Origin of the sequence: Gelidibacter gilvus (assembly GCF_004115975.1) — a bacterium.
Taxonomy (GTDB): domain Bacteria; phylum Bacteroidota; class Bacteroidia; order Flavobacteriales; family Flavobacteriaceae; genus Gelidibacter; species Gelidibacter gilvus.
The window spans coordinates 1-25,738 of the sequence record NZ_SDDZ01000013.1 but is presented as its reverse complement, the minus strand read 5'-3'; the positions used below and the strand labels follow the sequence as shown (position 1 = coordinate 25,738).

Annotated in this window: 23 protein-coding genes; 10 read left to right on the top strand and 13 right to left on the bottom strand. The window is 37.6% G+C overall.

Annotation, left to right across the window (positions count from 1 at the left end):
* Window position 1: 1 nt before the first annotated feature.
* The 8 genes from rplB to rpsL all read right to left on the bottom strand — a co-directional run bounded on the left by rplB (window position 2) and on the right by rpsL (window position 6,020).
* Complete coding sequence (rplB, locus tag ESZ48_RS15845) at window positions 2-829, bottom strand: 50S ribosomal protein L2 (RefSeq protein ID WP_129018484.1); 828 nt, start codon at window positions 827-829, stop codon at window positions 2-4.
* A 10-nt stretch (window positions 830-839) separates the two neighbouring features.
* Window positions 840-1,130: a 50S ribosomal protein L23 gene (gene rplW / locus ESZ48_RS15840; protein WP_129018483.1), complete on the bottom strand. Its 291-nt coding sequence runs from the start codon at window positions 1,128-1,130 to the stop codon at window positions 840-842.
* Between the two features lie 6 nt (window positions 1,131-1,136).
* Window positions 1,137-1,766: a 50S ribosomal protein L4 gene (gene rplD, locus ESZ48_RS15835; RefSeq protein WP_129018482.1), complete on the bottom strand. Its 630-nt coding sequence runs from the start codon at window positions 1,764-1,766 to the stop codon at window positions 1,137-1,139.
* Window positions 1,766-2,380 (bottom strand): 50S ribosomal protein L3, encoded by a 615-nt coding sequence (gene rplC, locus ESZ48_RS15830; RefSeq protein ID WP_129018481.1) that lies wholly within the window; start codon window positions 2,378-2,380, stop codon window positions 1,766-1,768. The genes rplD and rplC overlap by 1 nt, the downstream gene beginning before the upstream one ends.
* A gap of 247 nt (window positions 2,381-2,627) precedes the next feature.
* A complete protein-coding gene (gene rpsJ / locus ESZ48_RS15825; RefSeq protein WP_129018480.1) occupies window positions 2,628-2,933 on the bottom strand; it encodes a 30S ribosomal protein S10 in 306 nt (101 codons plus the stop codon).
* Between the two features lie 11 nt (window positions 2,934-2,944).
* Entirely contained in the window at window positions 2,945-5,071 is a 2,127-nt protein-coding gene (gene fusA, locus ESZ48_RS15820; protein WP_129018479.1) for an elongation factor G, read from the bottom strand.
* A gap of 3 nt (window positions 5,072-5,074) precedes the next feature.
* Entirely contained in the window at window positions 5,075-5,551 is a 477-nt protein-coding gene (gene rpsG, locus ESZ48_RS15815; RefSeq protein ID WP_129018478.1) for a 30S ribosomal protein S7, read from the bottom strand.
* A gap of 94 nt (window positions 5,552-5,645) precedes the next feature.
* Window positions 5,646-6,020, bottom strand: coding sequence for a 30S ribosomal protein S12 (rpsL, locus tag ESZ48_RS15810; protein WP_027126027.1), 375 nt, complete (start codon window positions 6,018-6,020; stop codon window positions 5,646-5,648).
* 174 nt (window positions 6,021-6,194) lie between these two features.
* On the opposite strand from rpsL, the gene ESZ48_RS15805 reads away from it, so the two are divergent.
* The 6 genes from ESZ48_RS15805 to ESZ48_RS15780 all read left to right on the top strand — a co-directional run bounded on the left by ESZ48_RS15805 (window position 6,195) and on the right by ESZ48_RS15780 (window position 16,233).
* Window positions 6,195-7,880, top strand: a complete 1,686-nt coding sequence (locus ESZ48_RS15805; RefSeq protein ID WP_190246286.1) for a BamA/TamA family outer membrane protein — start codon at window positions 6,195-6,197, stop codon at window positions 7,878-7,880.
* Between the two features lie 417 nt (window positions 7,881-8,297).
* On the top strand, window positions 8,298-11,486 hold the full coding sequence (locus ESZ48_RS15800) for a SusC/RagA family TonB-linked outer membrane protein (protein WP_129018477.1): 3,189 nt from the start codon (window positions 8,298-8,300) through the stop codon (window positions 11,484-11,486).
* Between the two features lie 3 nt (window positions 11,487-11,489).
* Window positions 11,490-13,076 carry a SusD/RagB family nutrient-binding outer membrane lipoprotein gene (locus ESZ48_RS15795; RefSeq protein ID WP_129018476.1) on the top strand — a complete coding sequence of 529 codons (1,587 nt, stop codon included), beginning with the start codon at window positions 11,490-11,492 and terminating at the stop codon, window positions 13,074-13,076.
* Between the two features lie 137 nt (window positions 13,077-13,213).
* Entirely contained in the window at window positions 13,214-14,845 is a 1,632-nt protein-coding gene (locus ESZ48_RS15790; RefSeq protein ID WP_129018475.1) for an aryl-sulfate sulfotransferase, read from the top strand.
* 63 nt (window positions 14,846-14,908) lie between these two features.
* Window positions 14,909-15,643 (top strand): 23S rRNA (guanosine(2251)-2'-O)-methyltransferase RlmB, encoded by a 735-nt coding sequence (rlmB, locus tag ESZ48_RS15785; protein WP_129018474.1) that lies wholly within the window; start codon window positions 14,909-14,911, stop codon window positions 15,641-15,643.
* A gap of 80 nt (window positions 15,644-15,723) precedes the next feature.
* On the top strand, window positions 15,724-16,233 hold the full coding sequence (locus ESZ48_RS15780; protein WP_129018473.1) for a sortase family protein: 510 nt from the start codon (window positions 15,724-15,726) through the stop codon (window positions 16,231-16,233).
* A gap of 27 nt (window positions 16,234-16,260) precedes the next feature.
* On the opposite strand, the gene ESZ48_RS15775 is transcribed toward ESZ48_RS15780, so the two are convergent.
* Window positions 16,261-17,142 carry a rhomboid family intramembrane serine protease gene (locus ESZ48_RS15775; protein ID WP_129018472.1) on the bottom strand — a complete coding sequence of 294 codons (882 nt, stop codon included), beginning with the start codon at window positions 17,140-17,142 and terminating at the stop codon, window positions 16,261-16,263.
* 429 nt (window positions 17,143-17,571) lie between these two features.
* Between ESZ48_RS15775 and ESZ48_RS15770 the strand changes: the two genes are divergently transcribed.
* On the top strand, window positions 17,572-18,852 hold the full coding sequence (locus tag ESZ48_RS15770; protein ID WP_129018471.1) for a replication-associated recombination protein A: 1,281 nt from the start codon (window positions 17,572-17,574) through the stop codon (window positions 18,850-18,852).
* A gap of 139 nt (window positions 18,853-18,991) precedes the next feature.
* On the opposite strand, the gene ESZ48_RS15765 is transcribed toward ESZ48_RS15770, so the two are convergent.
* The 4 genes from ESZ48_RS15765 to radC form a co-directional block, all read right to left on the bottom strand.
* Complete coding sequence (locus tag ESZ48_RS15765; RefSeq protein ID WP_129018470.1) at window positions 18,992-19,924, bottom strand: hypothetical protein; 933 nt, start codon at window positions 19,922-19,924, stop codon at window positions 18,992-18,994.
* A 231-nt stretch (window positions 19,925-20,155) separates the two neighbouring features.
* Complete coding sequence (locus tag ESZ48_RS15760; RefSeq protein WP_129018469.1) at window positions 20,156-20,845, bottom strand: YjjG family noncanonical pyrimidine nucleotidase; 690 nt, start codon at window positions 20,843-20,845, stop codon at window positions 20,156-20,158.
* Window positions 20,835-22,136, bottom strand: coding sequence for a polysaccharide deacetylase family protein (locus ESZ48_RS15755; RefSeq protein ID WP_129018468.1), 1,302 nt, complete (start codon window positions 22,134-22,136; stop codon window positions 20,835-20,837). The genes ESZ48_RS15760 and ESZ48_RS15755 overlap by 11 nt, the downstream gene beginning before the upstream one ends.
* Window positions 22,137-22,432: 296 nt before the next feature.
* Window positions 22,433-23,131, bottom strand: a complete 699-nt coding sequence (gene radC / locus ESZ48_RS15750; protein ID WP_129018467.1) for a RadC family protein — start codon at window positions 23,129-23,131, stop codon at window positions 22,433-22,435.
* 142 nt (window positions 23,132-23,273) lie between these two features.
* Between radC and ESZ48_RS15745 the strand changes: the two genes are divergently transcribed.
* The 3 genes from ESZ48_RS15745 to ESZ48_RS15735 all read left to right on the top strand — a co-directional run bounded on the left by ESZ48_RS15745 (window position 23,274) and on the right by ESZ48_RS15735 (window position 25,648).
* Window positions 23,274-23,726, top strand: a complete 453-nt coding sequence (locus ESZ48_RS15745; RefSeq protein WP_129018466.1) for a DUF1569 domain-containing protein — start codon at window positions 23,274-23,276, stop codon at window positions 23,724-23,726.
* Window positions 23,727-24,111: 385 nt separating this feature from the next.
* Window positions 24,112-24,702: an FMN-binding negative transcriptional regulator gene (locus ESZ48_RS15740; protein ID WP_129018465.1), complete on the top strand. Its 591-nt coding sequence runs from the start codon at window positions 24,112-24,114 to the stop codon at window positions 24,700-24,702.
* A gap of 235 nt (window positions 24,703-24,937) precedes the next feature.
* Complete coding sequence (locus tag ESZ48_RS15735) at window positions 24,938-25,648, top strand: phage integrase N-terminal SAM-like domain-containing protein (RefSeq protein ID WP_129018464.1); 711 nt, start codon at window positions 24,938-24,940, stop codon at window positions 25,646-25,648.
* Window positions 25,649-25,738: the final 90 nt, after the last annotated feature.

The window sequence follows — 25,738 nt, the reverse complement described above, 5'->3', positions numbered from 1 at the left end:
ATTATTTCTTTCTACGTTCTACAATATACTTGTTGCTAGCCTTGGTTTTCGTACGTGTTCTGTAACCTTTAGCTGGAATACCGTTTCTTGATCTTGGATGACCACCTGAAGCACGACCTTCACCACCACCCATTGGGTGATCGACAGGGTTCATAGCTACTGGTCTTACACGTGGACGTCTTCCTAACCATCTTGTTCTACCTGCTTTACCAGATACGAGCAATTGATGATCATGATTGGACACCGCACCAATAGTTGCCATACATTCTACAAGGATCAAACGGGTTTCTCCAGAAGGTAATTTCACAGATGCGAATTTTCCATCTCTCGCCATTAATTGAGCGAATGAACCTGCACTTCTTGCCATAATTGCTCCTTGTCCAGGACGCAATTCGATACATGAAATAATAGTACCAAGCGGCACATATTTCAACGTCATTGAATTGCCTATTTCTGGAGCAATGTTTTCAGTTCCAGAAACTACATTCTGACCTACTTTTAAACCAGCTTGAGCGATAACGTAACGTTTTTCACCATCTTGATAATTCAAAAGAGCAATAAATGCTGTTCTGTTTGGATCGTACTCGATAGAAGCAACTTCTGCTGGAATTCCAGCTTTGTTACGTTTGAAATCGATAATACGATACCTTCTTTTATGTCCACCACCAATTTGGCGCATGGTCATTTTTCCTTGATTGTTTCTACCACCTGATTTTTTGTTCGGAGCGAGTAAACTCTTTTCCGGCTTATCAGTAGTAATGGCGTCATAACCATTTACTACTCTAAATCGCTGACCTGGTGTGATCGGTTTTAATTTTCTTACTGACATTTGTCTTTAATTACATGTTACTGTATAAATCAATAGATTCCCCTTCCGCCAGTTGTACAATTGCCTTTTTAACAGCATTTGTTTTACCATTCTGAATACCTGTCTTTGTGTGACGGGTTCTTCTATCTGGACGGACATTTATAGTGCGAACTTTTTCAACGGAAACGCCATAAGCAGCTTCCACCGCTTTTTTTATTTCAACCTTGTTCGCCTTCGTATTTACTTGAAAGCTATAGCAGTTGTTTAACTCGCTAGTCATAGTCGCTTTTTCAGTAATAATAGGTTTAATTAAGATGCTCATGTTTCCTTATTTACTTAAATTCGATTCAATTCCTTCTAAAGAACTCTCCAAAAGGACTAATTTATTTGCGTTTAAAATCTTGTAAGTGCTTAATTCTGAGTTCATTATAACGTCAGAACCTTTTAAATTACGTGAGGACAAATATACATTATTATTTGACGCTCCCAACACAAACAAGGATTTTTTATTCTCAACACCTAACGCTTTCAATACGTTAGTGAAGTTTTTGGTTTTTGGAGTATCAAAATTGAAGTCCTCCATGACCACGATTGCGTCCGCATTAGCTTTCATTGATAAGGCCGATTTACGCGCTAAACGCTTAAGACCTTTGTTCAATTTGAAGCTATAGTTTTTTGGTCTTGGTCCAAAAATACGTCCACCACCTCTAAAAACACCAGACTTGATAGATCCTGCACGTGCAGTACCTGTACCTTTTTGTTTTTTGATTTTACGAGTACTTCCTGAGATTTCAGCTCTTTCTTTCGCCTTATGCGTTCCTTGACGTTGGTTAGCAAGATATTGCTTAACATCTAAGTAAACTGCATGGTTATTAGGCTCAATGGCAAACACATCTGCAGAAAGTTCAATCTTTCTACCCGTGTCTTTTCCGTTTACATCTATAACTGCTACTTTCATTATTTCTGAATAATTACATAAGAGTTCTTATGGCCAGGAACACATCCTTTAACCACCAATAAGTTCTTTTCAGGAACTACTTTGTAAACTCTTAAATTTTCAACATTCACTCTTTCGCCACCCATTCTTCCGGCCATTTTCTTCCCCTTGAATATTCTTCCAGGGTAAGAAGCAGCACCAACAGAACCAGGAGCTCTATTAACGCTTTGCTGCCCGTGTGACATTTCAGAACCACCAAATCCGTGACGTTTTACCACACCTTGAAATCCTTTTCCTTTTGATGTACCAGCAATATCAACATATTCACCCTCGATGAAATGTGCTACAGTAATGGCATCACCTAATTTGTAATCTCCTTCAAATCCTTGGAACTCGACGACTTTTCTCTTAACAGAAGTACCGGCTTTCTTAGCATGACCTGCTTCAGCTTTTGTGGAACTTTTCTCTGTCTTGTCATCGAAACCAAGTTGAAGGGCACTATACCCGTCAACCTCTTCGGTTCTGACTTGGGTAACGATACATGGTCCAGCTTCGATTACTGTACAAGGAATGTTTTTCCCGTTTTCATCAAAGATGCTGGTCATACCGATCTTTTTTCCTATTAACCCAGACATAATTTTTATTTATTGATTATTATTAATTACTTACTACTCCAATTTTGCATGTAAAAACAGCTCGCAAGCTGTCCCTACTACGGTTTTAAAATATTCAGGGCCGAAAATACTTCAGCCCTGAATGTATTTTTACCGTTTTTCCCTCGCACGCAGCTTAGGACATGTCGATCCTCGCGAATGCGGGGATCTCTCAATCTTAAAAACAATTTGTCTTTTGATTTCGAGATACCTGCCTTCGCAGGTATAATTATACTTTGATCTCTACTTCTACACCACTTGGCAACTCCAATTTCATCAAAGCATCAATAGTTTTTGATGAAGAGCTATAGATGTCCAAAAGTCTTTTGTAAGAACTTAATTGGAACTGCTCTCTAGCTTTCTTGTTGACGTGTGGAGAACGTAGTACAGTGAAAATCTTTTTGTGAGTTGGTAATGGAATTGGTCCCGTTACTACTGCACCTGTACTTTTTACTGTTTTCACAATCTTATCTGCAGACTTGTCCACTAGACTATGATCGTAAGATTTTAATTTAATTCTGATTTTTTGACTCATTTTCTTAAGATTTACGATTCAACGCCTTTTGCGGCTGCAATTACTTCTTCTGATATGTTTGATGGAGTTTCAGCATAATGTGAAAATTCCATGGTTGATGTTGCACGACCTGAAGACAATGTTCTTAATGTAGTTACATATCCAAACATTTCAGATAATGGCACAGTGGCTTTAACAGTTTTTGCTCCAGCTCTGTCACCCATATCACTCATTTGTCCTCTACGACGGTTCAAATCTCCTACAATGTCACCCATATTTTCTTCTGGAGTGATCACTTCAATCTTCATGATAGGCTCCATGATAACCGCTTTAGCAGCTTTTGCAGCATTTCTAAATCCGATTCTTGCAGCCAATTCGAATGATAGTTGATCAGAATCGACATCATGGTAAGAACCATCTGTCAATGTTACTTTCATAGCATCAACTTCGTAGCCTGCCAATGGTCCATTGACCATAGCTTGTTTAAATCCTTTTTCAATTGAAGGGATAAATTCCTTAGGAATGTTCCCACCTTTGATTGCAGAAATAAAATCTAATCCAGTTTTACCTTCATCTGCAGGCTCCAATGTAAATTGGATATCCGCAAATTTACCACGTCCACCAGATTGTTTTTTGTAAACTTCTCTGTGTTGTGCAGCTCTAGTAATAGCTTCTTTATATTCTACTTGTGGCGCACCTTGGTTAACTTCAACTTTAAACTCACGACGCATACGGTCAACAATAATATCTAAGTGAAGCTCACCCATTCCTGATATAATTGTTTGTCCTGAAGCTTCATCAGTTCTTACTGTAAAGGTTGGGTCTTCTTCTGCCAATTTTGACAATGCCATCCCCATTTTATCAACATCAGCTTTAGTTTTTGGCTCCACAGCAATACCAATAACTGGATCTGGGAAGTCCATAGATTCTAAAACAATTGGATGTTTTTCATCAGACATGGTATCACCAGTCTTGATATCTTTAAATCCTACTGCCGCTCCAATATCACCCGCTTCGATATAATCAAGAGCGTTTTGCTTGTTGGAGTGCATTTGGTAGATACGTGAGATACGCTCTTTTTTACCTGAACGGTTGTTCAAGATATAAGAACCAGCATCCAAACGTCCAGAGTATACTCTAAAGAATGCCAAACGACCAACAAAAGGATCGGTAGCAATCTTAAATGCCAATGCAGCAAACGGCTCCTTAACATCAGGTCTACGTCTTTCTTCTTTATCTGTATCTGGGTTCACACCGATTACACTTTCTCTATCCATTGGAGAAGGTAAGTAACGACAAACCGCATCTAATAAGAATTGAACGCCTTTGTTTTTGAATGATGACCCACATACCATTGGTATAATAGCCATATCCATAACAGCAGCTCTTAATGCAGCATGTACTTCTTGTTCTGTAATAGAGTCTTCATCTTCCATGAATTTCTCTAATAGGTTTTCGTCGTAACTTGCTACCTCTTCTATTAATAAAGCTCTGTACTCACGAACTTCTTCCTTCATATCTTCAGGAATAGGCACTACATCATATGTAGCTCCAAAGTTTTCGTCGTGCCATACTACAGCTCTATTTCTTACCAAGTCAACAACACCTCTAAAGTCTCCCTCATCTCCAATAGGCAATACAATTGGCACTGCGTTAGACCCGAGCATTTCTTTTACCTGCTTGTTAACTTCTAAAAAGTTCGCTCCTTGACGGTCCATTTTATTAACGAACCCAATTCTTGGAACCTTATAGTTATCAGCAAGTCTCCAGTTAGTTTCAGATTGTGGTTCAACACCATCAACTGCACTAAACAAGAACACCAACCCATCAAGCACACGTAAAGAACGGTTTACTTCAACCGTAAAATCAACGTGACCTGGAGTGTCAATAATATTAAAGTGATAACTCTGTGCATCTTCTGTTGGCTCTCCATTTTCTTTAGGAAAGATCCAATCACAAGTCGTTGCTGCAGAAGTAATGGTAATACCTCTTTCAGCTTCCTGCTCCATCCAGTCCATAGTAGATGACCCTTCGTGAGTTTCACCTAACTTATGATTAACACCGGTATAAAATAAGATACGCTCTGTAGTTGTCGTTTTCCCAGCATCAATATGTGCTGCAATTCCTATATTCCTTGTAAGTAATAAATCTCTTGCCATATATTAGAATCTAAAGTGTGAGAATGCTTTATTAGCTTCTGCCATTTTATGTGTATCCATGCGCTTTTTAACTGCAGCACCTTCTTCTTTGGCTGCGGCTAAAATTTCAGCAGCAAGTTTTGCTGGCATCGATTTTTCATTTCTTTTTCGTGAGTAACTAATCATCCATTTCATGGCTGTAGATACTTTACGGTCTGGACGAATTTGCATTGGGATTTGGAATGTTGCACCTCCAACACGACGGCTACGTACTTCTACGTGAGGCATTACGTTAGATAAAGCATCTTTCCATATTTCCAAGGCTGTTTTTTCTTCGTCAGTTTTCTTTGTTTCTACAATGTCAATTGCATCGTAAAATACTTTGAACGCCACAGACTTCTTTCCATCCCACATCATCATGTTAACGAAACGTGTTACTAACTGATCGTTAAAACGTGGATCTGGTAAAAGCGGTCTCTTTTTTGCTGCTCTTTTTCTCATGTCTTCTTTTTGAGTTTTTTTTGTTAATTGTTAATCGCTATTCATTACGGTGCTATACACCCATAACTCATACCTTATAACTCATAACTTGTTTTTACTTCTTAGGGCGTTTTGTTCCGTATTTAGATCTACGTTGTGTTCTACCTGTAACACCTGCGGTGTCTAAAGCACCACGAACGATGTGATATCTAACTCCTGGCAAATCTTTTACCCTTCCACCTCTAACCAATACTATCGAGTGCTCCTGTAGATTGTGACCTTCGCCGCCGATGTATGCGTTGACTTCGTTTCCGTTTGTCAAACGAACCCTTGCTACCTTACGCATTGCTGAGTTAGGTTTCTTAGGCGTCGTCGTGTAAACACGAGTACACACACCACGTCTTTGTGGACACGAATCAAGGGCAACCGATTTACTCTTCTTGGTTATTTTGGTTCTTCCTTTTCGTACTAATTGTGAAATTGTTGGCATATATTTCTATATAAATTTGTTTTACTCCTCGCTTTTGAGGGCTGCAAAGGTAGAAATTTATTTCTTTTTTTCAAACGTAAACTGATTAATTTTTAATTCTTTGACCAATTATTTAACATAGTACATATTTTTAGACAAATTTTTCCGTTAGCTTTGGAGTTGCTTATGCCTAACATGACCTTAAAAATAATCTCCTTTATATTTCTTTTCGGATGGATGTTCTCATCAAGTCTTTTGGCGCAATCTTTACATCTCAAAGCTGTTGGCGCCAATGAAGTCGATACATCGCTTCTTAATTCATTAGACTACCAACAGACATTTAACGACTTTAATTCACTTGAAATCGAAGTCAATTCGATAGCAAATTCTTTAACTCACTTAGGATATTTGGAAAGTAAATTTGTCCATCTTAATAAAGAAAATGATTCTTCTTTTGTGGCAAAATATATTTTGGGTGACCGATATTTAAGGGCCAGAATTCATTTTGACCGCAGTTTTAATCCAAAAATCATCAAATTAATCTCCAACACCATCACAGATGATTATTTTGAAGTAGAAGTCAATTCTTTGGAAGCATCACTTAAAACGCTAAATGCAGAAATTGCCAACACAGGAGATCCGTTTTCAACCCTACAACTTACCAATATCAAAAAAGAAGAAGGTGTTTTGTATGCCGATTTAAAAATTGTAGAACAACAGCAAAGGACCATCGACACGATAATCGTTAAAGGCTACGAGAAGTTTCCAAAATCTTATGTAAAACGCTACCTGAAAATTAAAAGCAAACAGGTCTTCAATTTAAACACCATCAGAGAAAAAACGGAAGTTTTGGAAAACCTACAATTTGCCGCCCAGATAAAAGATCCAGAAGTGCTTTTCACTAAAGATTCTACCCTATTATATATCTACTTAGAAAAACTAAAAAGCAATACGTTTGATGGGTTCCTAGGTTTTGGCACGAACACCGAAACGGATAAACTAGAATTTGATGGCTATCTCAATCTCAATCTGGTCAATAATCTCAATTACGGTGAATCTTTAAGATTAGTGTACAAAAGCGATGAGAGCGAGCAAAAAACCTTTGATGTAAAAACAAAACTCCCCTATCTATTAGGATCACCAATCGGGATGCAATTAGGCCTCAATATTTTTAAAAAGGATTCTTCTTTTGTTACCACCACACAGTTTGCCAAGCTGGATTATCAATTCGACTCTAAAAACAGTATGGCATTGGGCATTAACACCCAGGCATCTACCAATTTATTGGACAACCCCATTTTAACCATTAATGATTTTAAGTCTACGTTTTACAATCTCAGCTATAATCACACAAGGCCACAACGCTATGATAAGTTGTTCCCGGTCAATTTTCTATTTGATATCTCTGGAGGAATGGGCAAAAGAACCATTGAAAATATTGGTCAATCGCAAACCAAATTTGAATTGAATACCTTCAAAATAGTTAATCTAAATCTTAGGAACAGCTTTTATGGTCAGGTCAGTGCTTCGGTTTTAAATTCTGATACTTATGTTGAAAACGAGTTATTTCGGTTTGGTGGCATTAACTCCATCAGAGGTTTTGAAGAAAACAGTCTGACTGCCAATTTATACGCGGTATTTAATACAGAATATCGCTATAGAGTTTCAAACAGCCTCTACGTTAATTCCATTGTCGACCTGGCATATTACGAAAACCAACTCCTTGACATTAGAAGCAAACTTATAGGATTAGGTTTTGGATTTGGTATCCTCACACAAGCAGGGCTTTTTAAATTGAACTATAGCAATGGCAGCTCAGAAAATCAAGCTATCAAGCTATCGAATTCCAAAATCCATATCAGCTTGTCTGCAACATTTTAAAATTTTTAGTCTCGATGGGACGTTTTTGTTCCAGCACAGTTGTATTCTTAATTGTGCCCTATTTATTCTTCCTTCACTAATTAGGAGTAACTAATTCCTACTATATTATAAGTTTGACAGCAATCTCTCAAATTACAGATTCTTTGGTTCCAATTTTAAACTTCAATGAAATTCAATCTTATTGACAGTATTTGTCTATTCCATAGTTTAGAATGATGGGCTCAGTCAAAAAGGTTTTTCTTGGAAAACAAGATAAAAGAACACATCCCTTAAGTTTTATGTAAATCGCATTAAACCATTATCAGCGGGGATTTAATTCATTAAAATCAGATAATTCTCAAATTTTATGAAATTTTTGTTGGTTTGTTAACTTTTTATTAAGACTTTTGGAACTGGCTAATTCAAATTAATTTAAAGATGAGAACACAATTTCGTGTAATTCTAACACTTTTGATAGTGTTAGTCGTTCATACGTCGTATGCGCAAGACAAAGTGGTTTCGGGAACCATAACGGACCAATCAGGTTTGCCCCTTCCCGGAGTTAATATTATTGTAAAGGGGACAACAACTGGCACCCAATCTGATTTTGATGGAAAGTATTCCATCAATGCCAATGAAGGTGCCACACTTTCCTTCACCTATATAGGACTTAAAGCTCAAGAAGTTAAAGTAGGCGCTTCAAACACCCTTAACATCACTATGCAGGAAGACGCTGCAATGCTTGATGAAGTGGTTGTTACGGCTTTAGGGATTACTAGAGAGAAGAAATCCTTAGGGTATTCAACCCAACAAATCGAAGGAGAGGAACTTGTCGAATCTAGAAATGCCAATGCTCTTGGTGCCTTAAGTGGTAAAGTGGCAGGTGTTCAAATTAGTACCCCATCAGGGAACTTAGGAGGTTCAACGAGAATTATTCTTAGAGGTATCGGCTCTATCACCCAAAATAACAGACCGTTAATTGTAGTAGATGGTGTCCCGTTGGACAACAGCAACTACAACTCTACTGGAACCCAAACCGGGGGTGGAGGTGTTGACTTTGGAGATACAGGGTTTGACATCAATCCAGATGACATTGCTTCTATGAACGTACTTAAAGGAGGTGCAGCAGCAGCTCTTTACGGTAATAGAGCTAATAATGGTGCAATCATTATTACAACCAAATCTGGGAAAGCAGGAAAGTCGGAAATAACATTGAATTCAGGTGTTAGTTTCGAGTCTGTCAGTATCATTCCAAAAGTTCAAAAACTGTATGGAGGAGGAAGTGGAGCGGCAGGTTTCGCTACGGCTGATATTAATGGACAAACCTACAATATTGTAGATTACGCAACTGATGAATCTTGGGGTCCGGCTTATGATCCTAACGTCATGGTTTTGCATTGGGATGCTTTTGATCCAGAATTTCCTAATGATTATTTAAAACCTCGTGCATGGTCATATCCTAAAAATGATGCCAAGGATTTTTTCAACACAGGTATGGCTTACAACAATGGCGTGTCATTTTCAACAGGTTCAGAAAACGCTCAAATGAGGTTGTCTATTAACAACACTCAACAAAGTGGTATCGTACCCAATTCACAACTTGATAGAACGTCTTTGAATTTTAATGGATCTGCAAAAATTTCAGATAAATTACAAATAAATGCAGGGATTAATTATACGGTGACCGATGGTTTCAATCGCCCAGCGATTGGTTATACGGGAGCAGGTGTAATGCAACAATTTTTCCAATTTGGTCAAACTTCTGTAGACACGGAACGTTTAAAGAATTATATGCTGCCTGATGGAACGCAACGTTCTTGGAACAGGACTGCTTATAACGATGCCACTGTGAGATATACAGATAACCCATATTGGATTGTTAATAAAAACACGTCACAAGACAAAAGAACACGTTATTTCGGCGATATAGGGTTTAAATATAATTTTACTGACGACTTTTATGTTACAGGTAAAATATATTCCGATAGTTATGATGATAGAAGAAGCTTAAGAACCGCTGTCGGTTCTCAGGCCGAGTCTGGTTATTCTGAGTCAGATCGTGATTTCTCTGAAATCAACTATGAAGCTATACTACATTACGATACTAAATTAATTAGTGATAGATTAACCATTAACACTTTTTTAGGTGCTAATAAAAGAGCGAATGAATATCATCTATTAGGTGGATCAACCGTGGGAGGTCTTGTTGTAGATGGCATTTACAATTTGAACAACTCTCAATCCAGCTCGACTATCACCGACTCGGACGCTTTCAGTGAAATTCAAAGTGTTTTTGGATCTGCGTCTTTTGGTTTTGACAACACATACTATGTAACAGTAACAGGACGTAACGATTGGTCCTCAACTTTACCAGCAGCACATAATTCTTTCTTTTACCCATCGGTATCTGGAAGTATTGTATTCTCTCAACTAATTGAAGCTGATTGGCTGTCATTTGGTAAAGTACGTGGAGGTTATGCAGAAGTAGGTAGTGATACCAGTACTTACCAATTGCTGAATGTTTTCGGTGCTAGATCAACATTTAATAGTGGTCCTCGCTTTTCACTCCCTGGCCAAAACAACAATCCAAACTTAAAACCTGAAAACAAAACAACTTGGGAAGTAGGTTTAGAAATGGGCTTTCTTAAAAACAGGGTGAACTTTGACTTCACTTACTACAATGAACTTACTGAAGATTTAATTACTCCAGTACAGGTAGATCCGGCTACAGGTTATACTTCAACAGTTGCCAATGCTGGTAAGTTAGAGAACAAAGGTATTGAGGTTTTACTTAACATCACTCCTATTCAAACAAACGATTTCGATTGGACAGTGACTTGGAATTTCTCAAAAAACAAAAACAAACTTTTAGAGCTTTTACCAGGAGTTCAAACACTTCAACTAGCAACGTTTCCATTTAATGGAGTAAGTTTAAATGCAGTGGTTGGTGAACCTTACGGTGTCATTAGAGGAACTGATTTTGTTTACGATGATAATGGAAATAAAGTTGTAAAAGCAAATGGGCTTTATGCAGAGACAAAAACCGTTCAAAATCTAGGATCAGTACTTCCAGACTATAACATGGGCTTTAGAAACAGTATTACCTACAAAAACATCAATTTCAGTTTCTTAATTGACGTTCAAAAAGGTGGTAAATACCGTTCATTGACAAACTTGTGGAGTCATTACTCTGGTATTGCTGAAACTACTGCTGCAAACAATATTCGTGAAGATGGTGTTATTCTAGATGGCGTTACCGGTACTATAACTTATGATGCCCAAGGAAAATATACAGTTACTGACACGGCTACAAATACAAAATCAGTAGATGCCCAACTTTGGGGAACGGATTATTACTTTGGAGCTGATGCTTTAAACGTATTTAATGCTGATTATGTCAAGTTGAGAGAAGTAACACTAGGATATGCATTCCCTAAAAAATGGACTGGAGATGTAGCTTCTATTAGACTTAGCGCATTTGGTAGAAACTTATTTGCTTGGGGCTTGGACAATGACAATTTTGATCCTGAGGTTGCAACCGCTGGAAGTGGAAACATCCAAGGCTCAGAAGGAGGTTCATTACCTTCAACAAGAACTTATGGTCTTAACTTAGAAATAAAATTTTAAACGATGAAAAAAATAAAATATATAGGAATATTAGTATTGATCACTAGCTTAAGTATAGTGTCATGTACTAAGGACATCGAGGACGTCAATAATAACCCAAACAGTCCTGAAGTCGTGCCGACCAATACTATTTTTAATAGTGCAACTGAAGAATACTTCTCTTCAACCAGAAACGAATTCAATCATGGAAGATTCACATTGAATTGGGTTGAATATTGGGGCCAAAATAGTTATGCTGATGAAGATCGGTACCTATACAGAGAAACCACTGCTACAAATTCATACAACGTAGTCTATGCGGTTGCTACCGATTTACAGAGAATTATTGAATATAATACTGATGAGGCTACCAAGGAAGCAGCAGCAGCCGTAGGAAACAACAATAATCAAGTTGCAGCGGCAAGAATTATGCTAGCTTATATGTTCCACCAATTAACGAATACTTTTGGTGATGTTCCTTATTGGTCATATGGCTCTAACGATCCTGATTTTCAAGCCTTACAAGTAGACGAGATATTGTCTCCAGTTTTCGCTTCTCAGGAAAAGATTTATGCTGACATTTTGAAAGAACTTCGTGAGTCTGCTGACATGATCGATGTTAACGAATCTGGTTTTACGAGTGGTGATAACATTTTTCAAGGTGATGCTTCCAAATGGAAAAAACTTGCTAACTCTTTAATATTAAGAGTAGCAACAAATCTTAAGGACGTTGACGCTACTTCTGCTAATGCCGCTATTGCACTTGCTATTGCAGACGGTGTCATGGAAAGTAATGATGATAATGCTGCACAATTTTATGAAACTGGCAATGGTAACGAAAATCCAATTTGGAAATCGTTTATTGGTAGAACTGACTTTGCAGTTGCAGCTCCATTTGTTGACTTATTGAAAGGCGTTACAGGTAATTTTGGTCCAGATCCAAGATTATTTAAATTTGCAGCACCAATGACGGCAAGCATCAAATCTATTAAAGATGCAGATTACACTCCAAGCACTAATTATAATGATTACGTAGGTGTTCCTTATGCCTATAATAAAGTCAACAGATTAGGTTTTGATCTCTACTCTTTTCCGAGCAGCGATGTATTAAAGCCAGATTTCCAAGAAGTTCTCATGGAATACTCAGAAGTGGAATTTTTACTTTCTGAATTAAATGGATTTGCTCAAGCAAACTATGTAAACGCTGTAAAAGCATCAATGGAAAAATGGGAAGTTCCCGCTGCTTCCATAACGGCATTCTTAGCTACATTGCCTGCTGCAAATAAAGAAAACGTACTTAACCAAAAATACGTTGCGCTTTACATGCAAGGGCATCAAGCTTATGCTGAATTTAGAAGAACTGGATATCCAAACACTTCTATATTGTTTTTACCTGGTGAAACTTACACGCTTCCTGCGGCTCAAGCTGCAGCAGCTGGTGAGCCTAGCTATGTGTTTCTATCTGGCGTTACGGACCTTACCACGCTTCCTAGTCGTGTCAAGTATCCAGTCACGTTACAAACTTTAAATGGAGAAAACAGAGCAGCCGCAGTATCTAAGTTAAGTGATGGCGATACCGTATTCAGTAAATTATTCTGGGACGTGAATTAATCTAATTTGCCTACTTAAATTTTGAAAAACCTCTTAAGCTTTATGCTTAAGAGGTTTTTTTAGTTCTGGTTATAAAACCACGCGCTAAAAATTTATATTAGTTTTGTAACGCCTTACCAAATTTCAAAATATTTCAAATGAAACAAATATTACTCTTCTCTTTACTCCTATTTTCAAGCCTTACATTTTCTCAAAATACCGTTGGCACTATTCTTAATACCCAAGAAGCTTATAACGGTTATACACTTTTCTCGGTAGATAAATTAACCTACCTTATCAATAATTGTGGTGAAGTCATCAATTCCTGGACTAGCAACTATCCTCCAGGAAGTGCTTTTTATCTCTTGGAAGATGGCTCTTTGCTTCGTGCCTCTCGTATTGAGAACCTCAATTTCCCCTCGTTTCCAAAAGGTGGTCGAATTGAGAAATACAATTGGGATGGCGATTTAATTTGGAGTTATAATTATTCAGATGATACGGTAGTGCAACATCATGATATTTATCCGATGCCCAACGGAAACATCTTGGTGTTGGCGTTAAAACAAATGACCTATGCCCAAGCCATTGCTGCCGGTCGAAATCCATCATTATTAATTGAAGACGGATTGTATGACCAACAGATTGTTGAGCTCCAACCTGTAGGACCTGATAAGGCAAACATTGTATGGCAATGGAACGCATCAGACCATTTGATTCAGGATTTCGACTCCAACAAAGAGAATTATGGAGAGGTCAGTAGCAATCCACAACGGTTGAATATCAATTTTATAAATGAAAAATTTAAAGGTAAAAACTGGTTACATATCAACTCAATTCAGTATGATGCTACTTTAGATCAAATAGTTATTAGTTCTCGAAATTTAAGTGAATTTTGGATTATTGACCACTCCACAACAACTCTGGAGGCGTCATCAAGTACAGGCGGCAAATATGGTAAAGGAGGCGATTTTCTATATCGATGGGGAAATCCTCAAGCTTATGATCAAGGCACTGAAGCTGACCGACAACTGTATGGACAACATTCTCCCCATTTTATCCAAAAAGGTCTGATGGACGAAGGGAAAATATTGGTGTTCAATAATGGTGATGAAAGAACTCCTGAGTTTTCAGAAGTCCTTATCATCATTCCACCAACCAGCTCTCCCGGAAATTATAGCCTCACCAGCAATAGTGCTTATGGTCCATTAGCTCCGGATTACGCCTATTCAGATTTGAATAATGGTACGTCTAAATTTTACTCCAGAATCGTCAGTGGCGCGCAAAGACTTCCAAATAACAATATCCTGATTTGTCAAGGTAGTGCAGGAAGGTTATTCGAAATTGATGAAAACGAGAATATCGTTTGGGAATATATCAATCCAGTTAATTCAAATACCGGAGCGATAGTGGATCAAGGTTCTTCTGCCACAAGTAACCTTGTTTTTAGAGCCTACAAATATGGTAAGGATTACCCGGCTTTCGTTGGGAGATATCTTACACCAAAAGCACCTATTGAAGGCCATCCGAATTTAAGCAATTGTACACTTCTAAATCTTAAAGATGATCAATTTACAAGCTTGAAAATCCATCCAAATCCAGTCCACTCCTATCTCAACATCAGTTCTAAAAAGCCCATTGACAAAATTGAAATTTTCGATATTTTAGGGGTACAAGTTGGAAAGTCCACTCATGGTCGTTCTCTCGATTTATCTTCCTACAAATCTGGAATATATATCCTAAAGATCTATTCAAATAATTCAAGTATTAGCAGAAAAATTATAAAGCACTAGTTAATTGGCTATTCTTAATTAAACCTGATCAAACTAAGACGGTAATTTTATACCTTTGCGCCCATGGAACACGAAACAACTATTTTTGGAATCAGAGCGGTTATAGAAGCCATCAAATCTGGTGAAAACATTGACAAAATATTTTTACAAAAGGGATTGCGCGGCGATTTATCTACTGAATTGGAGCAACTTTTACATAAAGAACGTTTGAACTTTTCTTATGTGCCTGTTGAAAAACTCAACCGATTGACCACCAAGAACCATCAGGGGGTTGTGGCACAAATAGCGCCCATCAGCTTCTATCCTTTGGAAGAACTGGTTACCAATGTTTTGGAATCAGGCAAAACGCCATTATTTCTACTTTTGGATCAGATCAGTGATGTTAGAAATTTTGGTGCCATCATCAGAACTGCCGAATGTACTGGAGTTTCAGGTATTATCATCCAGAAAAAAGGAGGTGCTCCAGTTAATGGCGATACCATCAAAACAAGTGCCGGTGCCATTTTCAAAATCCCTATCTCTAAGGTAGATCATATTAAGGATGCCGTTTTTTATATGCAGGCGTCAGGCATTAAAGTAGTTGCTGCTACTGAAAAAACAGATCAAAATCTTTACGACGTCTCCTTTACGGAACCTTGTGCGATTATCATGGGTTCTGAAGGAAAAGGCATCAATCCTTCTATTTTGAAAATTGTTGATGAGACTGCCAAATTGCCCATTTTAGGTGATATCGAATCCTTGAACGTTTCTGTGGCCTGCGGTGCGTTTTTGTATGAAGTGGTTAGACAAAGACTTTAGATTTTTGATTGACGCCACGCATCCAAAGTTTTTCTGCAGTTGGAATTTTCCAATTTTAAGGATCCTAAAATCACACCTTGATGACAAAAAAAGAACCAAAGCAAATTTTTCAAAAATCACTTCTCGCTTGTGTGTTAATTATCGGATTTGGAATTTATCTGTTTCTAAGAGGTAATAAGGAAAAGGCTCAATTTGACAATGTCACTGGAAAAATTGATTACTACGATAAAACATTTGGTGAGATCAATTATCGCGGTAAAGGAAACCATAGATTTATCCGTATTATGGAGTTTCCTCTAATCTTCGATATTTTTGTAGGCAAGGCATCTGGAGACTTCGGACCCAATTTTGAAAAATTGGACAACTTAAAGATTGGCGATGAAATCACCATCTATTACGCTAATAAAACGCTGCTACAAAAAAAACAGGATTACAGGTTTAATAAATCCGTACAATTTATTGACAAAGACGGTGAGGCCTATTTTATCCGAGGGAATAAAGATGCATATGGAGGGTATTTTTTTATTGGAATTGGCGTAGTAATAGCAATTGCGTTGGTGATACTAAAACAAACTGGAAGAATTGAATGATAGTGAATACTATCGGTTTTATTATTTTCAATCTTTCTTGTTCTCCTTATAAATATAATTAAACTTAGGTGTACCTTGTCCACTATGGGTTTTCTGCGCATCCAATTCGCGGTCTAATTCGACTTCAATTTCCTGCCCATTCGCCAGGCGATCATTTTCAATTTCAACTTCATTTTCATTTTCATCTTCATCTTCCTGTCCATCCATCAGGCCGACAATTTCGCTTTCAAATTCATTTTCCAATTCCAAATTCTCAATAAAATTTCCATTTTCATCAAAATGTCTTAAAAACGGATCGTCGTCTTCATTATACTGTGGTTCTTGCCATACGTAACGCTCTGGTTTGGCGATAGCTTTCCGGAAGATAATGGCGAAAAGCAACCCTGTTATGAATCCGCCCAAATGACCCTCCCATGACATCCCATCTTTAATGGGAAGTACATACCAAATCATACTGCCATATAAAAAGATGATCATCAGTGACAAGGCCACCAATCGGAAGTGTTTGGCAAAAATTCCTTTAAAAAAAATAAAGCTGACCAAGACGTAAATGAGCCCACTGGCACCAATGTGGTTAGATGGCCTTCCAATAGTCCAAGTGATCAATCCAGAAAGCAGAATGCCGTAAAGCAAGACTTTCCAGGCAATTGGCCTGTAAAAATAAAATAAGGCCATGGTCAAAATGACCAGCGGAATACTGTTGTGGTAGATGTGTTCAATATTGGAATGGATGAGCGGACTCAAAACAATACCTCTTAAACCAATCAGGGTTTCCGGGACGATTCCCCAGGTTTTAATGATCGGAACAAAGCGGACCTGCAACCAGAACACAATCCAAATGAGCATCAAAAAAAAGATGGGATAGGCCACAACGCTTGTTGAATACCTGAAATGTTGTTGATTGCTCATGGTTAAATTTAAAGGTTTCTTATCAAATTCGTATCCATTTGATCAAAATATGAAAAATTGTCACGTTTCTGCATGAGTGATGGAGCGGTTTGTTTAAAATCCTTTTTGTTTTTTTTCAAAACAAAAAGATTGAGCCGCGAGAGCACGACTTTTTTGTCCTTCACAAAAAAGGCATGCCCAAGAAATAGAGATCGAGATATAATTTACCACCGACATGGTAATTTGAGAATCAGGATCGCTTCGCTGTTAGAACATAGAACACAGACTTTTTATTTAATAATGCCCATTAACTCTGCTCTGTTTTGATTTATTAAAATTCTCACCAAAACAATGTTCATTTCCACACTATAAATTTCATCAAGACCTACTGTCTTACAATAGTCTAGTAGTAAATTAATTATTTCGCAAGAATTCATGTAATTTTGCATTATGAACGCACCATTAGCAGAACGATTACGACCACAATACTTAAAGGACTATTTGAGTCAATCTCATTTGATTGGCGATAAAGGAGTATTGACGCAACACATCAAACAGGGCATTATTCCATCCATGATTTTTTGGGGCCCTCCAGGGACGGGAAAAACGACCTTGGCCAATATTATTGCCAATGAGTCCAACCGTCCATTTTATAAGCTGAGTGCCATCAATTCTGGGGTCAAGGACATAAGAGAGGTCATTGACAAGGCGAAGCACAGTGGTGGCTTGTTCACCGCTAAAAATCCGCTGTTGTTTATTGACGAGATCCATCGTTTTACCAAATCTCAGCAAGATTCATTGTTGGAAGCGGTTGAAAAAGGTTGGGTCACACTGATTGGCGCCACCACTGAAAATCCGAGTTTTGAAGTCATTCCCGCCCTTCTCTCCCGATCTCAGGTGTATGTGCTCAATTCTTTCGATAAAAAAGATTTGGAAGCCTTGTTGAAACGTGCCATCACTGAAGATGAACTGCTTTCTAAACGCGATATCCAACTCAAGGAAACCGAGGCCTTATTAAGACTTTCAGGTGGCGATGCCCGGAAACTGTTGAATATTTTTGAGCTGATCATTACCTCTTATGATGAGGACGAAAAAATAGTGATTACCAATGAGGCCGTGCTTCAAAAAGTACAGAGCAATACGGTGCGTTACGACAAAACTGGGGAGCAACACTATGACATTATTTCGGCGTTCATTAAATCGATACGCGGGAGTGATCCAAACGCCGCTGTATATTGGCTTGCCCGAATGATTGAAGGTGGTGAGGATGTGAAATTTATTGCACGACGCTTGCTTATTTTGGCCAGTGAAGATATTGGCAATGCCAATCCAACGGCATTGGTTATGGCAAATACCACATTTCAGGCTGTTTCTGTCATTGGACATCCTGAATCTCGCATTATTCTAAGTCAGTGTGCGACCTATTTGGCGACGTCACCCAAAAGCAATTCTGCTTACGAGGCTATTGGGAGAGCACAACAATTGGTCAAGCAAACGGGTGATCTATCTGTGCCATTATCGGTGCGAAATGCACCCACCAAACTCATGAAGGAATTGGGTTATGGCGATAATTACCAATACGCCCATAGCTATGAAAACAACTTCGCGCCTCAAGAGTTCCTTCCTGACGAAATCAAAAACACCAAGCTTTACGATCCGGGAAATAACGCCAGGGAAAACTCGCAACGTGAATTTTTAAAACAGCGTTGGAAGGAAAAGTATGGGTATTAGAGGGAGTAGGGAGTAGGCATTAGGCATTAGGCATTAGGCATTAGGGATTAGGGATTAGGGATTAGAGAAATTTATAAAAAGAAAAACCCGAGGCAAGAAAAGTGCTTCGGGGTTTTTATTTTGTAAACAACGTTAGTCGTTAGTTGAACTTCACATTAAGCGTTTTCATGGAAACACCAGAATCACTGGCTTTTGAGACAATCCAGGAGTTATTCATTTTATAGACAATGGCGTCCTGGCCTTTAACGATATACACATCTTCCTTACCCGAAAATACCAGATGATACAACACTTTAGAAGATGCATCTATAATTGTGTACCCGTTTTCAACAGGGTTTGCAAATAAGGTTTGAATACTTTCATCAGATTTAGCTTCTTTCTTCAAGGTTTCTGCCAGTACTATTTGTGCTTCTTTTTGAACAGTTTTATCACCTTTTATCTCAATGTTAACAGGTTCCTTATCACGCATGGCGCTTTCTTTTGCTGCTTCGGCTTGCTTCTCAGCCTCTGCAGTACGGAGTTGGGTTTCCTTAAGTGCCTCCACTTCTCTTTTTAAACGGTCAATTTCTTCTTGTGCCTGTGAGCTCTCCACATTTTGAGACGGTAAGCTTGTGGCTTTTGAGGTGATTTGAGAACTTGGTTGATAGGTATAATTTAAATTTTCAAAACTTTTAAAGGCATCTCTTATGGCAAGATTATAGACCTTACTGAAATCTTTTTCTCTTGATTGTCCAATCTCTGAAGACTTCACCACCTTATTGTTACAATCTTTTAAGTGGATTTGTAATTTGGTATTAAGGAATGCTTTGTGTTTTTCAACGTCAGCGTACAATCCAAGACAACGGTTATTGTTTAAATCTTCAGGAAACACTTCATCTGCCATGAGTGTTTTAAATCCTTGTTTTTCAAATAAAAACTTGGTCAAAGAGTTGATTTGATATTGATCAGGCTCATTCAAGAAATTATAGGATGTTGGTACGATGACGTATTTATAAGCATTGACGCTTTCTTGAGAGACCCCTTTAAAGTTGAACAATATTAAAAAGGCACATAGTGTAAGAATGGATTTCATAGGATGTTTGGATAAATTAATTTGATTATAAAGATACAATAAAGTTAGAAATTATAATTTAGGTCATCATGCTAATGGCATGAAGACATTTGTCACGACGTATCAATAATTATATTTTAAAATGAACTAAATTCTACACCCTTTTTAGATTCTTTTTGAAAATACTCTTGTCTTCATAGCACAATCCTTTAAAGCATCCCGAATCAAAGGTTTTTTGAGAATTATCTTTGATTACAAATACTTTTTTAGTTGCGATAAATGCTTGATTTGCTTGATGTGTGGTTCTGTTTGGTCATTTCTGTAATTGAAAAATATAGCGTCATACCCCACATTCAGCGCACCCAAAATATCGGCTTCATAATTATCGCCAATCATGATGCTTTCTTGTGGTTGTGCTTTTGCAATATTGAGTGCAAAGTCAAAGATTATCGGATTTGGTTTTTTGACCCCTGCAATTTCAGCATTGGTAACGGTTTTAAAAAAAGAAGTAATTGCAGAAGCATTCATCTTTTTCATTTGCGCTTCTTCAAAACCATTGGTGATGATATGCAATTGGTATTTGGGCTGTAAATACTGCAGCAATTCAAGCGTACCTTCAAAAAGATGACTGAAGCTGGACAGGAATTCAATATAATCTACTGAAAGATTATGGATCAAAGTGTCATCAACAGCAAAACTAATTTCATTGAATGTGTCGCGCAGTCGGCCATATCTTAACTCTATCTTATCAATTTCGTCGTTTCTATAGCGTTTCCAATATCTCAAATTGACGGGTTCATAGACCTCTAAAAAGGCATCTAAGCTGATATCGACCTCATGTTTTTTGAAAATTTTATCAAAGGTCAACGCAGAATTTTTATCAAAATCCCAAAGGGTATGATCCAAATCAAAAAAAACGTGTTTAATAGCTTTAATCTTCATGTTCTGATTCTAATACCATTCTAAATAATTCCCTGAACCCTTTCCATCGGTCCAGATCGCTAAACGCATAATTGTGAAATACGGGCACAAAAGTGCCATTGACGTTTTTCACCTCCCGGATAACACGCATGAGATCCTCCTTTTTATCAAGAAGGGACTGTCGTTTTAACAGGGCGTAATCTACGCAATGAAACGGATTGATCTGCAAGGGAGTTTGGACTTCGTAATCAAGATCATAAAACTGAAATGGTGTGCAGGTTCCTGCTCTAAACCCTATATGATTGATGTATCCCATGGTGAAATCTTGCTTGATTTCCAATTCGATCAAATTTCTGTAGGATTCGGGCAAATTCAACTTCGAAAATGAATGTCGGGAGGCTTCCAATGGATAGTTCGTGGTGGCTTCCAACGTCCGCTTTTCATGTTTCAGCATTTCCTTATCATCCAATGCCAAATACGATACTTTTAATCCGACCTTACAGTAATCGGCTACATATTTAATGAGCGATACAAATCGCTTTTTATTGATGTTGATATTCTTGTCGTAAGTAGAATATTCGCCAATCAAGAAAAACACGATGAACTTATTTGGGGTTTGTCTTTGTTTGGTCACAATCCATTTAAAGGTATCATACGGATCGCGTTTAAAACCAGCCAAAGCTTGAAAACGTCTGTAAAACTGTTTTATTTTCAAACTGAACAAATCACTTAGTGTCCCCCCGAAAGTTCTTAACAAACCTTTTTCTTTAAAATAATAGGCAACTGGCACGTCTATAACAGGTTGAATGCTGTACTTTTTTATTGGAAACTCAAATTCCGGAAACTGCGAATGCAAAATGGCCTTAAATTTATAGGCCCAGATATCTACCACGGGTTGGTGCAGGAAGCCCTCATTGAACGCCAAACTTTCGGTAGCCAAAAAACGGCCATAATCGTCTTTTACGTGTGGCAAATATTCTTCATATCTGCTCAACAAATAAAATGTCGCTGCAAAAATATCAAATGGCACACTGCTTTTATCAGATGTTGAAAAAAAGCATTTTGTACTACCCCAGTCCTGAACATGAATATCCACATCTGATATACCCTGCTCAAATAAGAGTTCATGGCTTCTAATAAACAACTCGCTGCTCAAGGGCTGTTTGGTGTAGGAGATTTTCATGCTGTCATGAGCAATAAATTCCTCCACCGTGGTTGTGAAACTCACGGGCACACCTAAGATACGCGAACTGATATGCCTAAAAGCATAGGTTAATCTCGGGGTAATTTTATGGGTGTAAACTAGTAGCATTTGACGGAGTAAATTCCAAAGTTAAAAATTCCAAATTCCAAAACAGGAGCTTTTCTGATGTATTTCAATAATGACAGTATAAATTCCATACCTAAAATTTGCTATCTGCTGACGGCAGGGAAATTTCAAAATTATTAGTTTTTTCACAATACCCTATTTTATAACAGCTAACCAAACCTTATTCTTCCAACACCTACAAAACTATTGGAATTTGGCATTTGATTATTATGATTTAGCTATTTTGTTTTGGAACACGATTATTGGAATTTGATGCTTGCTCATTTGGAATTAAATTGTCACAGCATGCCCTCATCGGCAAAACTAAAATAGGCATTCTCAGTAATGATCAGATGGTCCAAAACTTTAATGTCGAGACTCTCTCCTGCATTTTTTAATCTTTTGGTGATTTGTTTATCGGCTTCACTAGGCTTTAGCGTTCCTGATGGATGGTTATGTGCCAAAATGATACCTACAGCTCCAACTTCAAGTGCCATTTTAAGCGCCAATCGCACATCCACCAAAGTTCCGGTGATACCACCTTTGCTCAGCTGATTTTTTTGCAGCACTTTATTGGAATTGTTCAAATAGATGATCCAGAATTCTTCGTGTCCCAATTCGCCAATAATTGGTTGCATGAGTTCAAAAACCGATTGGCTAGAATCAATTTTATGTTGTTGAAGTGCTTCTTCTCCTCTACGTCTTCTTCCCAATTCTAAAGCTGCAATGATCGTAATGGCTTTCGCCTCACCAATCCCCTTGAATTCCGTCAACTGTTTGATTGATAATTTGCCTAAAGCATTCAAATTGTTATTGGTACTTGCCAAAATACGTTTGCACAGTTCTACAGCGCTTTCGTTTCTGCTTCCCGAACCAATTAAAATGGCTACCAATTCGGCATCACTCAAAGTCGCTTTTCCTTTATCTCTTAATTTCTCACGAGGCTGATCGTCCTGAGACCAGTTTTTTATGGAAAATGAAGGTTGTTTTTCTGACATGGGCGCCAAATGGATTATAAGTGGTTATAAAGTTAGCATTAATTGCAGAAGCACTACATTTCGATTATAAAAAATAGGGAATATTCATCAAAGAAAAGATAAAAATTGTAAATTTAAGAACCAATTTATTAATTGCGAGAAGATGCAAACGCTATTTGACAAAAAAGCACATCAAGAAATATTGATCCGTATTGATCTCCTGTCAGAAAACTCTAAGCCTAATTGGGGGGAAATGGATGTGGCACAAATGGTAAAGCACTGTCAAATGCCGTTGTTGGTTGCCACTGGGAAAATGGAACTCTCTGAAAAAATAGGGTTTTTTAAAAAAATAGTGTTGAAGCTTTACAAGCCGATCCTTTATAATGATAAACCTTGGCCTGAGAGCGTCACCACGCCCAAAGATTTCAGAGTAACTGAGCCACAGATTTTTGAAACGGAAAGAGACCATTTAAAAACAACCATTAACGAATTCCATGATAAAGCTTTAAATATGCATTGGCCGAAACATCCTTATTTTGGGAGTTTCAGCACTGATCAATGGGGAAGAATGCAATACAAACATTTAGACCACCATTTGAGGCAGTTTGGGGTTTGAGTATTTTTCAGTTATGAGTTATGAGTTATGAAATTTTAAAAAACTCTAGGATAAAATCTGGGGAAATCATACGATAACTCCTTTCTACAAAATGATCACTTCGTAAGCGTGAGAAATGAGGTCGATTTAAGAGAACAATCCTAAGGTATCGGTATTATTTTAACAGATTATTTTTCGAACTTGATCTTAGAATCCCAATGTTTCAGAAACGTCAAACAATGATCTAATTTTAATAGATTTGCAAAAGTTACCGACGGACAAGTTGGTTTCTAGTTTCCTGCCTTCGGAAAAGCTTCGGACGGGCAAGGTTGCTTACTAATTAAAAAATAGTAGGAACCTAAAATAATGATCTATAAGTAAAGGGATTTCCTTTGCCGGAATGCGCATGAATTACCCACCAAAACAACATCAAGATGACAATCATGAGCACATGATTGAAGTCATCAAAACGTATCCACTGGCCATCCTGATTTCGGTTAAGGACAACGTGCCATTGATTTCGCATTTACCTTTGATTTATTCTGAAGGAAAACTTATCGGACATTTGGATAGATATAATCCGCAAGCGGAATTGCTGAAAGACTCCAATGATGTTACCGTCATATTTTCAGGACCTCAATGTTATATTTCTCCAAGTATTTACAGCACCACACAATTACCAACCTGGAATTATATCATGGTTCACCTCAAGGGCACCGTCAAAGAAATCGCTGATCCGAAGGCCATCATGCAGTCCATGATTGACCTGACATCATTATTAGAAGCTCCTGAACATAAATACACTTTAGCCTTGGACAATCCTAGAATGGCACAATTTATTAATTATGTCAGAGGATTCGAAATTGACATCACCCATTGGGAAGGCAAATTTAAGCTTTCACAAGACAAAAAACCAAGTGATATTGAAAGTGCCAGAAATGAATTGATACGTGCCAATCAGGAGAGTATAAAGACATTTTTAGATCAAGTGTTCTAAATAAACGACCTCAGGGTAGAGCTCAAGAGGTATTGAAATTTCAAAAAAAAACAAATTCCAAAAACCAAAACAAAACCAGGCAGTCGCTTCTTTTTGAATTGCTCTTGTTTTTCACAACAGGCATCAGAGACCTTAAAACCTCGATAAAGATGAGCTAAAAGCATAATAACCTGTAAGTTACCTAAAATCAGAGATTTATAGCTATATTTAAATCATCATTTAACTCTCTCTCTGTATGGCAACTATAACGCTCTCTTGGCTTGTCCATAAAAACGCATCTCAAATTGCGATTCACTTTGATCAGTCTGAAGATTTAGAAAAGTATATCAAGGCCTTTAATGGTGTGAACTGGAGTCAAACCCATGGTGTTTTTTATATTGAACATACCTCTGAAAATAAACAAAAACTATTCAATTATTTACGGAGACAAAATCACTATATAGATTATAGTGCACTCAGGTATCCGAATCAAATTTCAGTTAAACCAATTTCAGTTGAAAAGCCATCACCACTTGGAAAGCTAACTACACCCCATCATGATGCACTAAATAGCTTTAAAACCTATCTTTTGCAGAAACGGTATAGCCAAAACACCATAGATAACTATATAGGTGTTTTGCGCATATTCTTCAAATTCAACAATATAAAAGCGATTGAAGAGATTACCAAAAGTGATATTATTTTATTCAATCAAAATTACATCCTGAAGAATAGCTACAGCAGAACGTTTCAAAACCAAATAATAAGCGCTATCAAATTATTTTACAGTTATCATAGCAACATCCAGCTGGATATCAGCAGTATTGAACGCCCTATAAAAGACAAACGCTTACCTGAAATTCTCTCTCAGAACGAAGTGAAAGAACTACTTACCAACGTGAAAAATGTTAAGCACAAAACTATTTTAAGAAGAACTGAGGCAAAAAACAAGCCTTTTCTCCATTAAATTTTGACAATTGTCTTCCTGGCATTGTTGAAGTGGAATAAATCTCCTTCGTCGTTTTATTTCCAATCCAACAAGCAATAATCATCACCA

Coding starts and splice junctions, on each gene's coding strand:
- ESZ48_RS15740 (WP_129018465.1), top strand. CDS start 24,112: ATGAATTACCCACCAAAACAACATCAAGATGACAATCATGAGCACATG.
- ESZ48_RS15760 (WP_129018469.1), bottom strand. CDS start 20,845: ATGAAGATTAAAGCTATTAAACACGTTTTTTTTGATTTGGATCATACC.
- rplD (WP_129018482.1), bottom strand. CDS start 1,766: ATGAAAGTAGCAGTTATAGATGTAAACGGAAAAGACACGGGTAGAAAG.
- ESZ48_RS15765 (WP_129018470.1), bottom strand. CDS start 19,924: ATGAAATCCATTCTTACACTATGTGCCTTTTTAATATTGTTCAACTTT.
- ESZ48_RS15790 (WP_129018475.1), top strand. CDS start 13,214: ATGAAACAAATATTACTCTTCTCTTTACTCCTATTTTCAAGCCTTACA.
- rpsG (WP_129018478.1), bottom strand. CDS start 5,551: ATGAGAAAAAGAGCAGCAAAAAAGAGACCGCTTTTACCAGATCCACGT.
- ESZ48_RS15755 (WP_129018468.1), bottom strand. CDS start 22,136: ATGCTACTAGTTTACACCCATAAAATTACCCCGAGATTAACCTATGCT.
- rplW (WP_129018483.1), bottom strand. CDS start 1,130: ATGAGCATCTTAATTAAACCTATTATTACTGAAAAAGCGACTATGACT.
- rplB (WP_129018484.1), bottom strand. CDS start 829: ATGTCAGTAAGAAAATTAAAACCGATCACACCAGGTCAGCGATTTAGA.
- rlmB (WP_129018474.1), top strand. CDS start 14,909: ATGGAACACGAAACAACTATTTTTGGAATCAGAGCGGTTATAGAAGCC.
- ESZ48_RS15805 (WP_190246286.1), top strand. CDS start 6,195: ATGACCTTAAAAATAATCTCCTTTATATTTCTTTTCGGATGGATGTTC.
- ESZ48_RS15800 (WP_129018477.1), top strand. CDS start 8,298: ATGAGAACACAATTTCGTGTAATTCTAACACTTTTGATAGTGTTAGTC.
- rpsL (WP_027126027.1), bottom strand. CDS start 6,020: ATGCCAACAATTTCACAATTAGTACGAAAAGGAAGAACCAAAATAACC.
- ESZ48_RS15795 (WP_129018476.1), top strand. CDS start 11,490: ATGAAAAAAATAAAATATATAGGAATATTAGTATTGATCACTAGCTTA.
- rpsJ (WP_129018480.1), bottom strand. CDS start 2,933: ATGAGTCAAAAAATCAGAATTAAATTAAAATCTTACGATCATAGTCTA.
- fusA (WP_129018479.1), bottom strand. CDS start 5,071: ATGGCAAGAGATTTATTACTTACAAGGAATATAGGAATTGCAGCACAT.
- ESZ48_RS15780 (WP_129018473.1), top strand. CDS start 15,724: ATGACAAAAAAAGAACCAAAGCAAATTTTTCAAAAATCACTTCTCGCT.
- ESZ48_RS15745 (WP_129018466.1), top strand. CDS start 23,274: ATGCAAACGCTATTTGACAAAAAAGCACATCAAGAAATATTGATCCGT.
- ESZ48_RS15770 (WP_129018471.1), top strand. CDS start 17,572: ATGAACGCACCATTAGCAGAACGATTACGACCACAATACTTAAAGGAC.
- rplC (WP_129018481.1), bottom strand. CDS start 2,380: ATGTCTGGGTTAATAGGAAAAAAGATCGGTATGACCAGCATCTTTGAT.
- ESZ48_RS15735 (WP_129018464.1), top strand. CDS start 24,938: ATGGCAACTATAACGCTCTCTTGGCTTGTCCATAAAAACGCATCTCAA.
- radC (WP_129018467.1), bottom strand. CDS start 23,131: ATGTCAGAAAAACAACCTTCATTTTCCATAAAAAACTGGTCTCAGGAC.
- ESZ48_RS15775 (WP_129018472.1), bottom strand. CDS start 17,142: ATGAGCAATCAACAACATTTCAGGTATTCAACAAGCGTTGTGGCCTAT.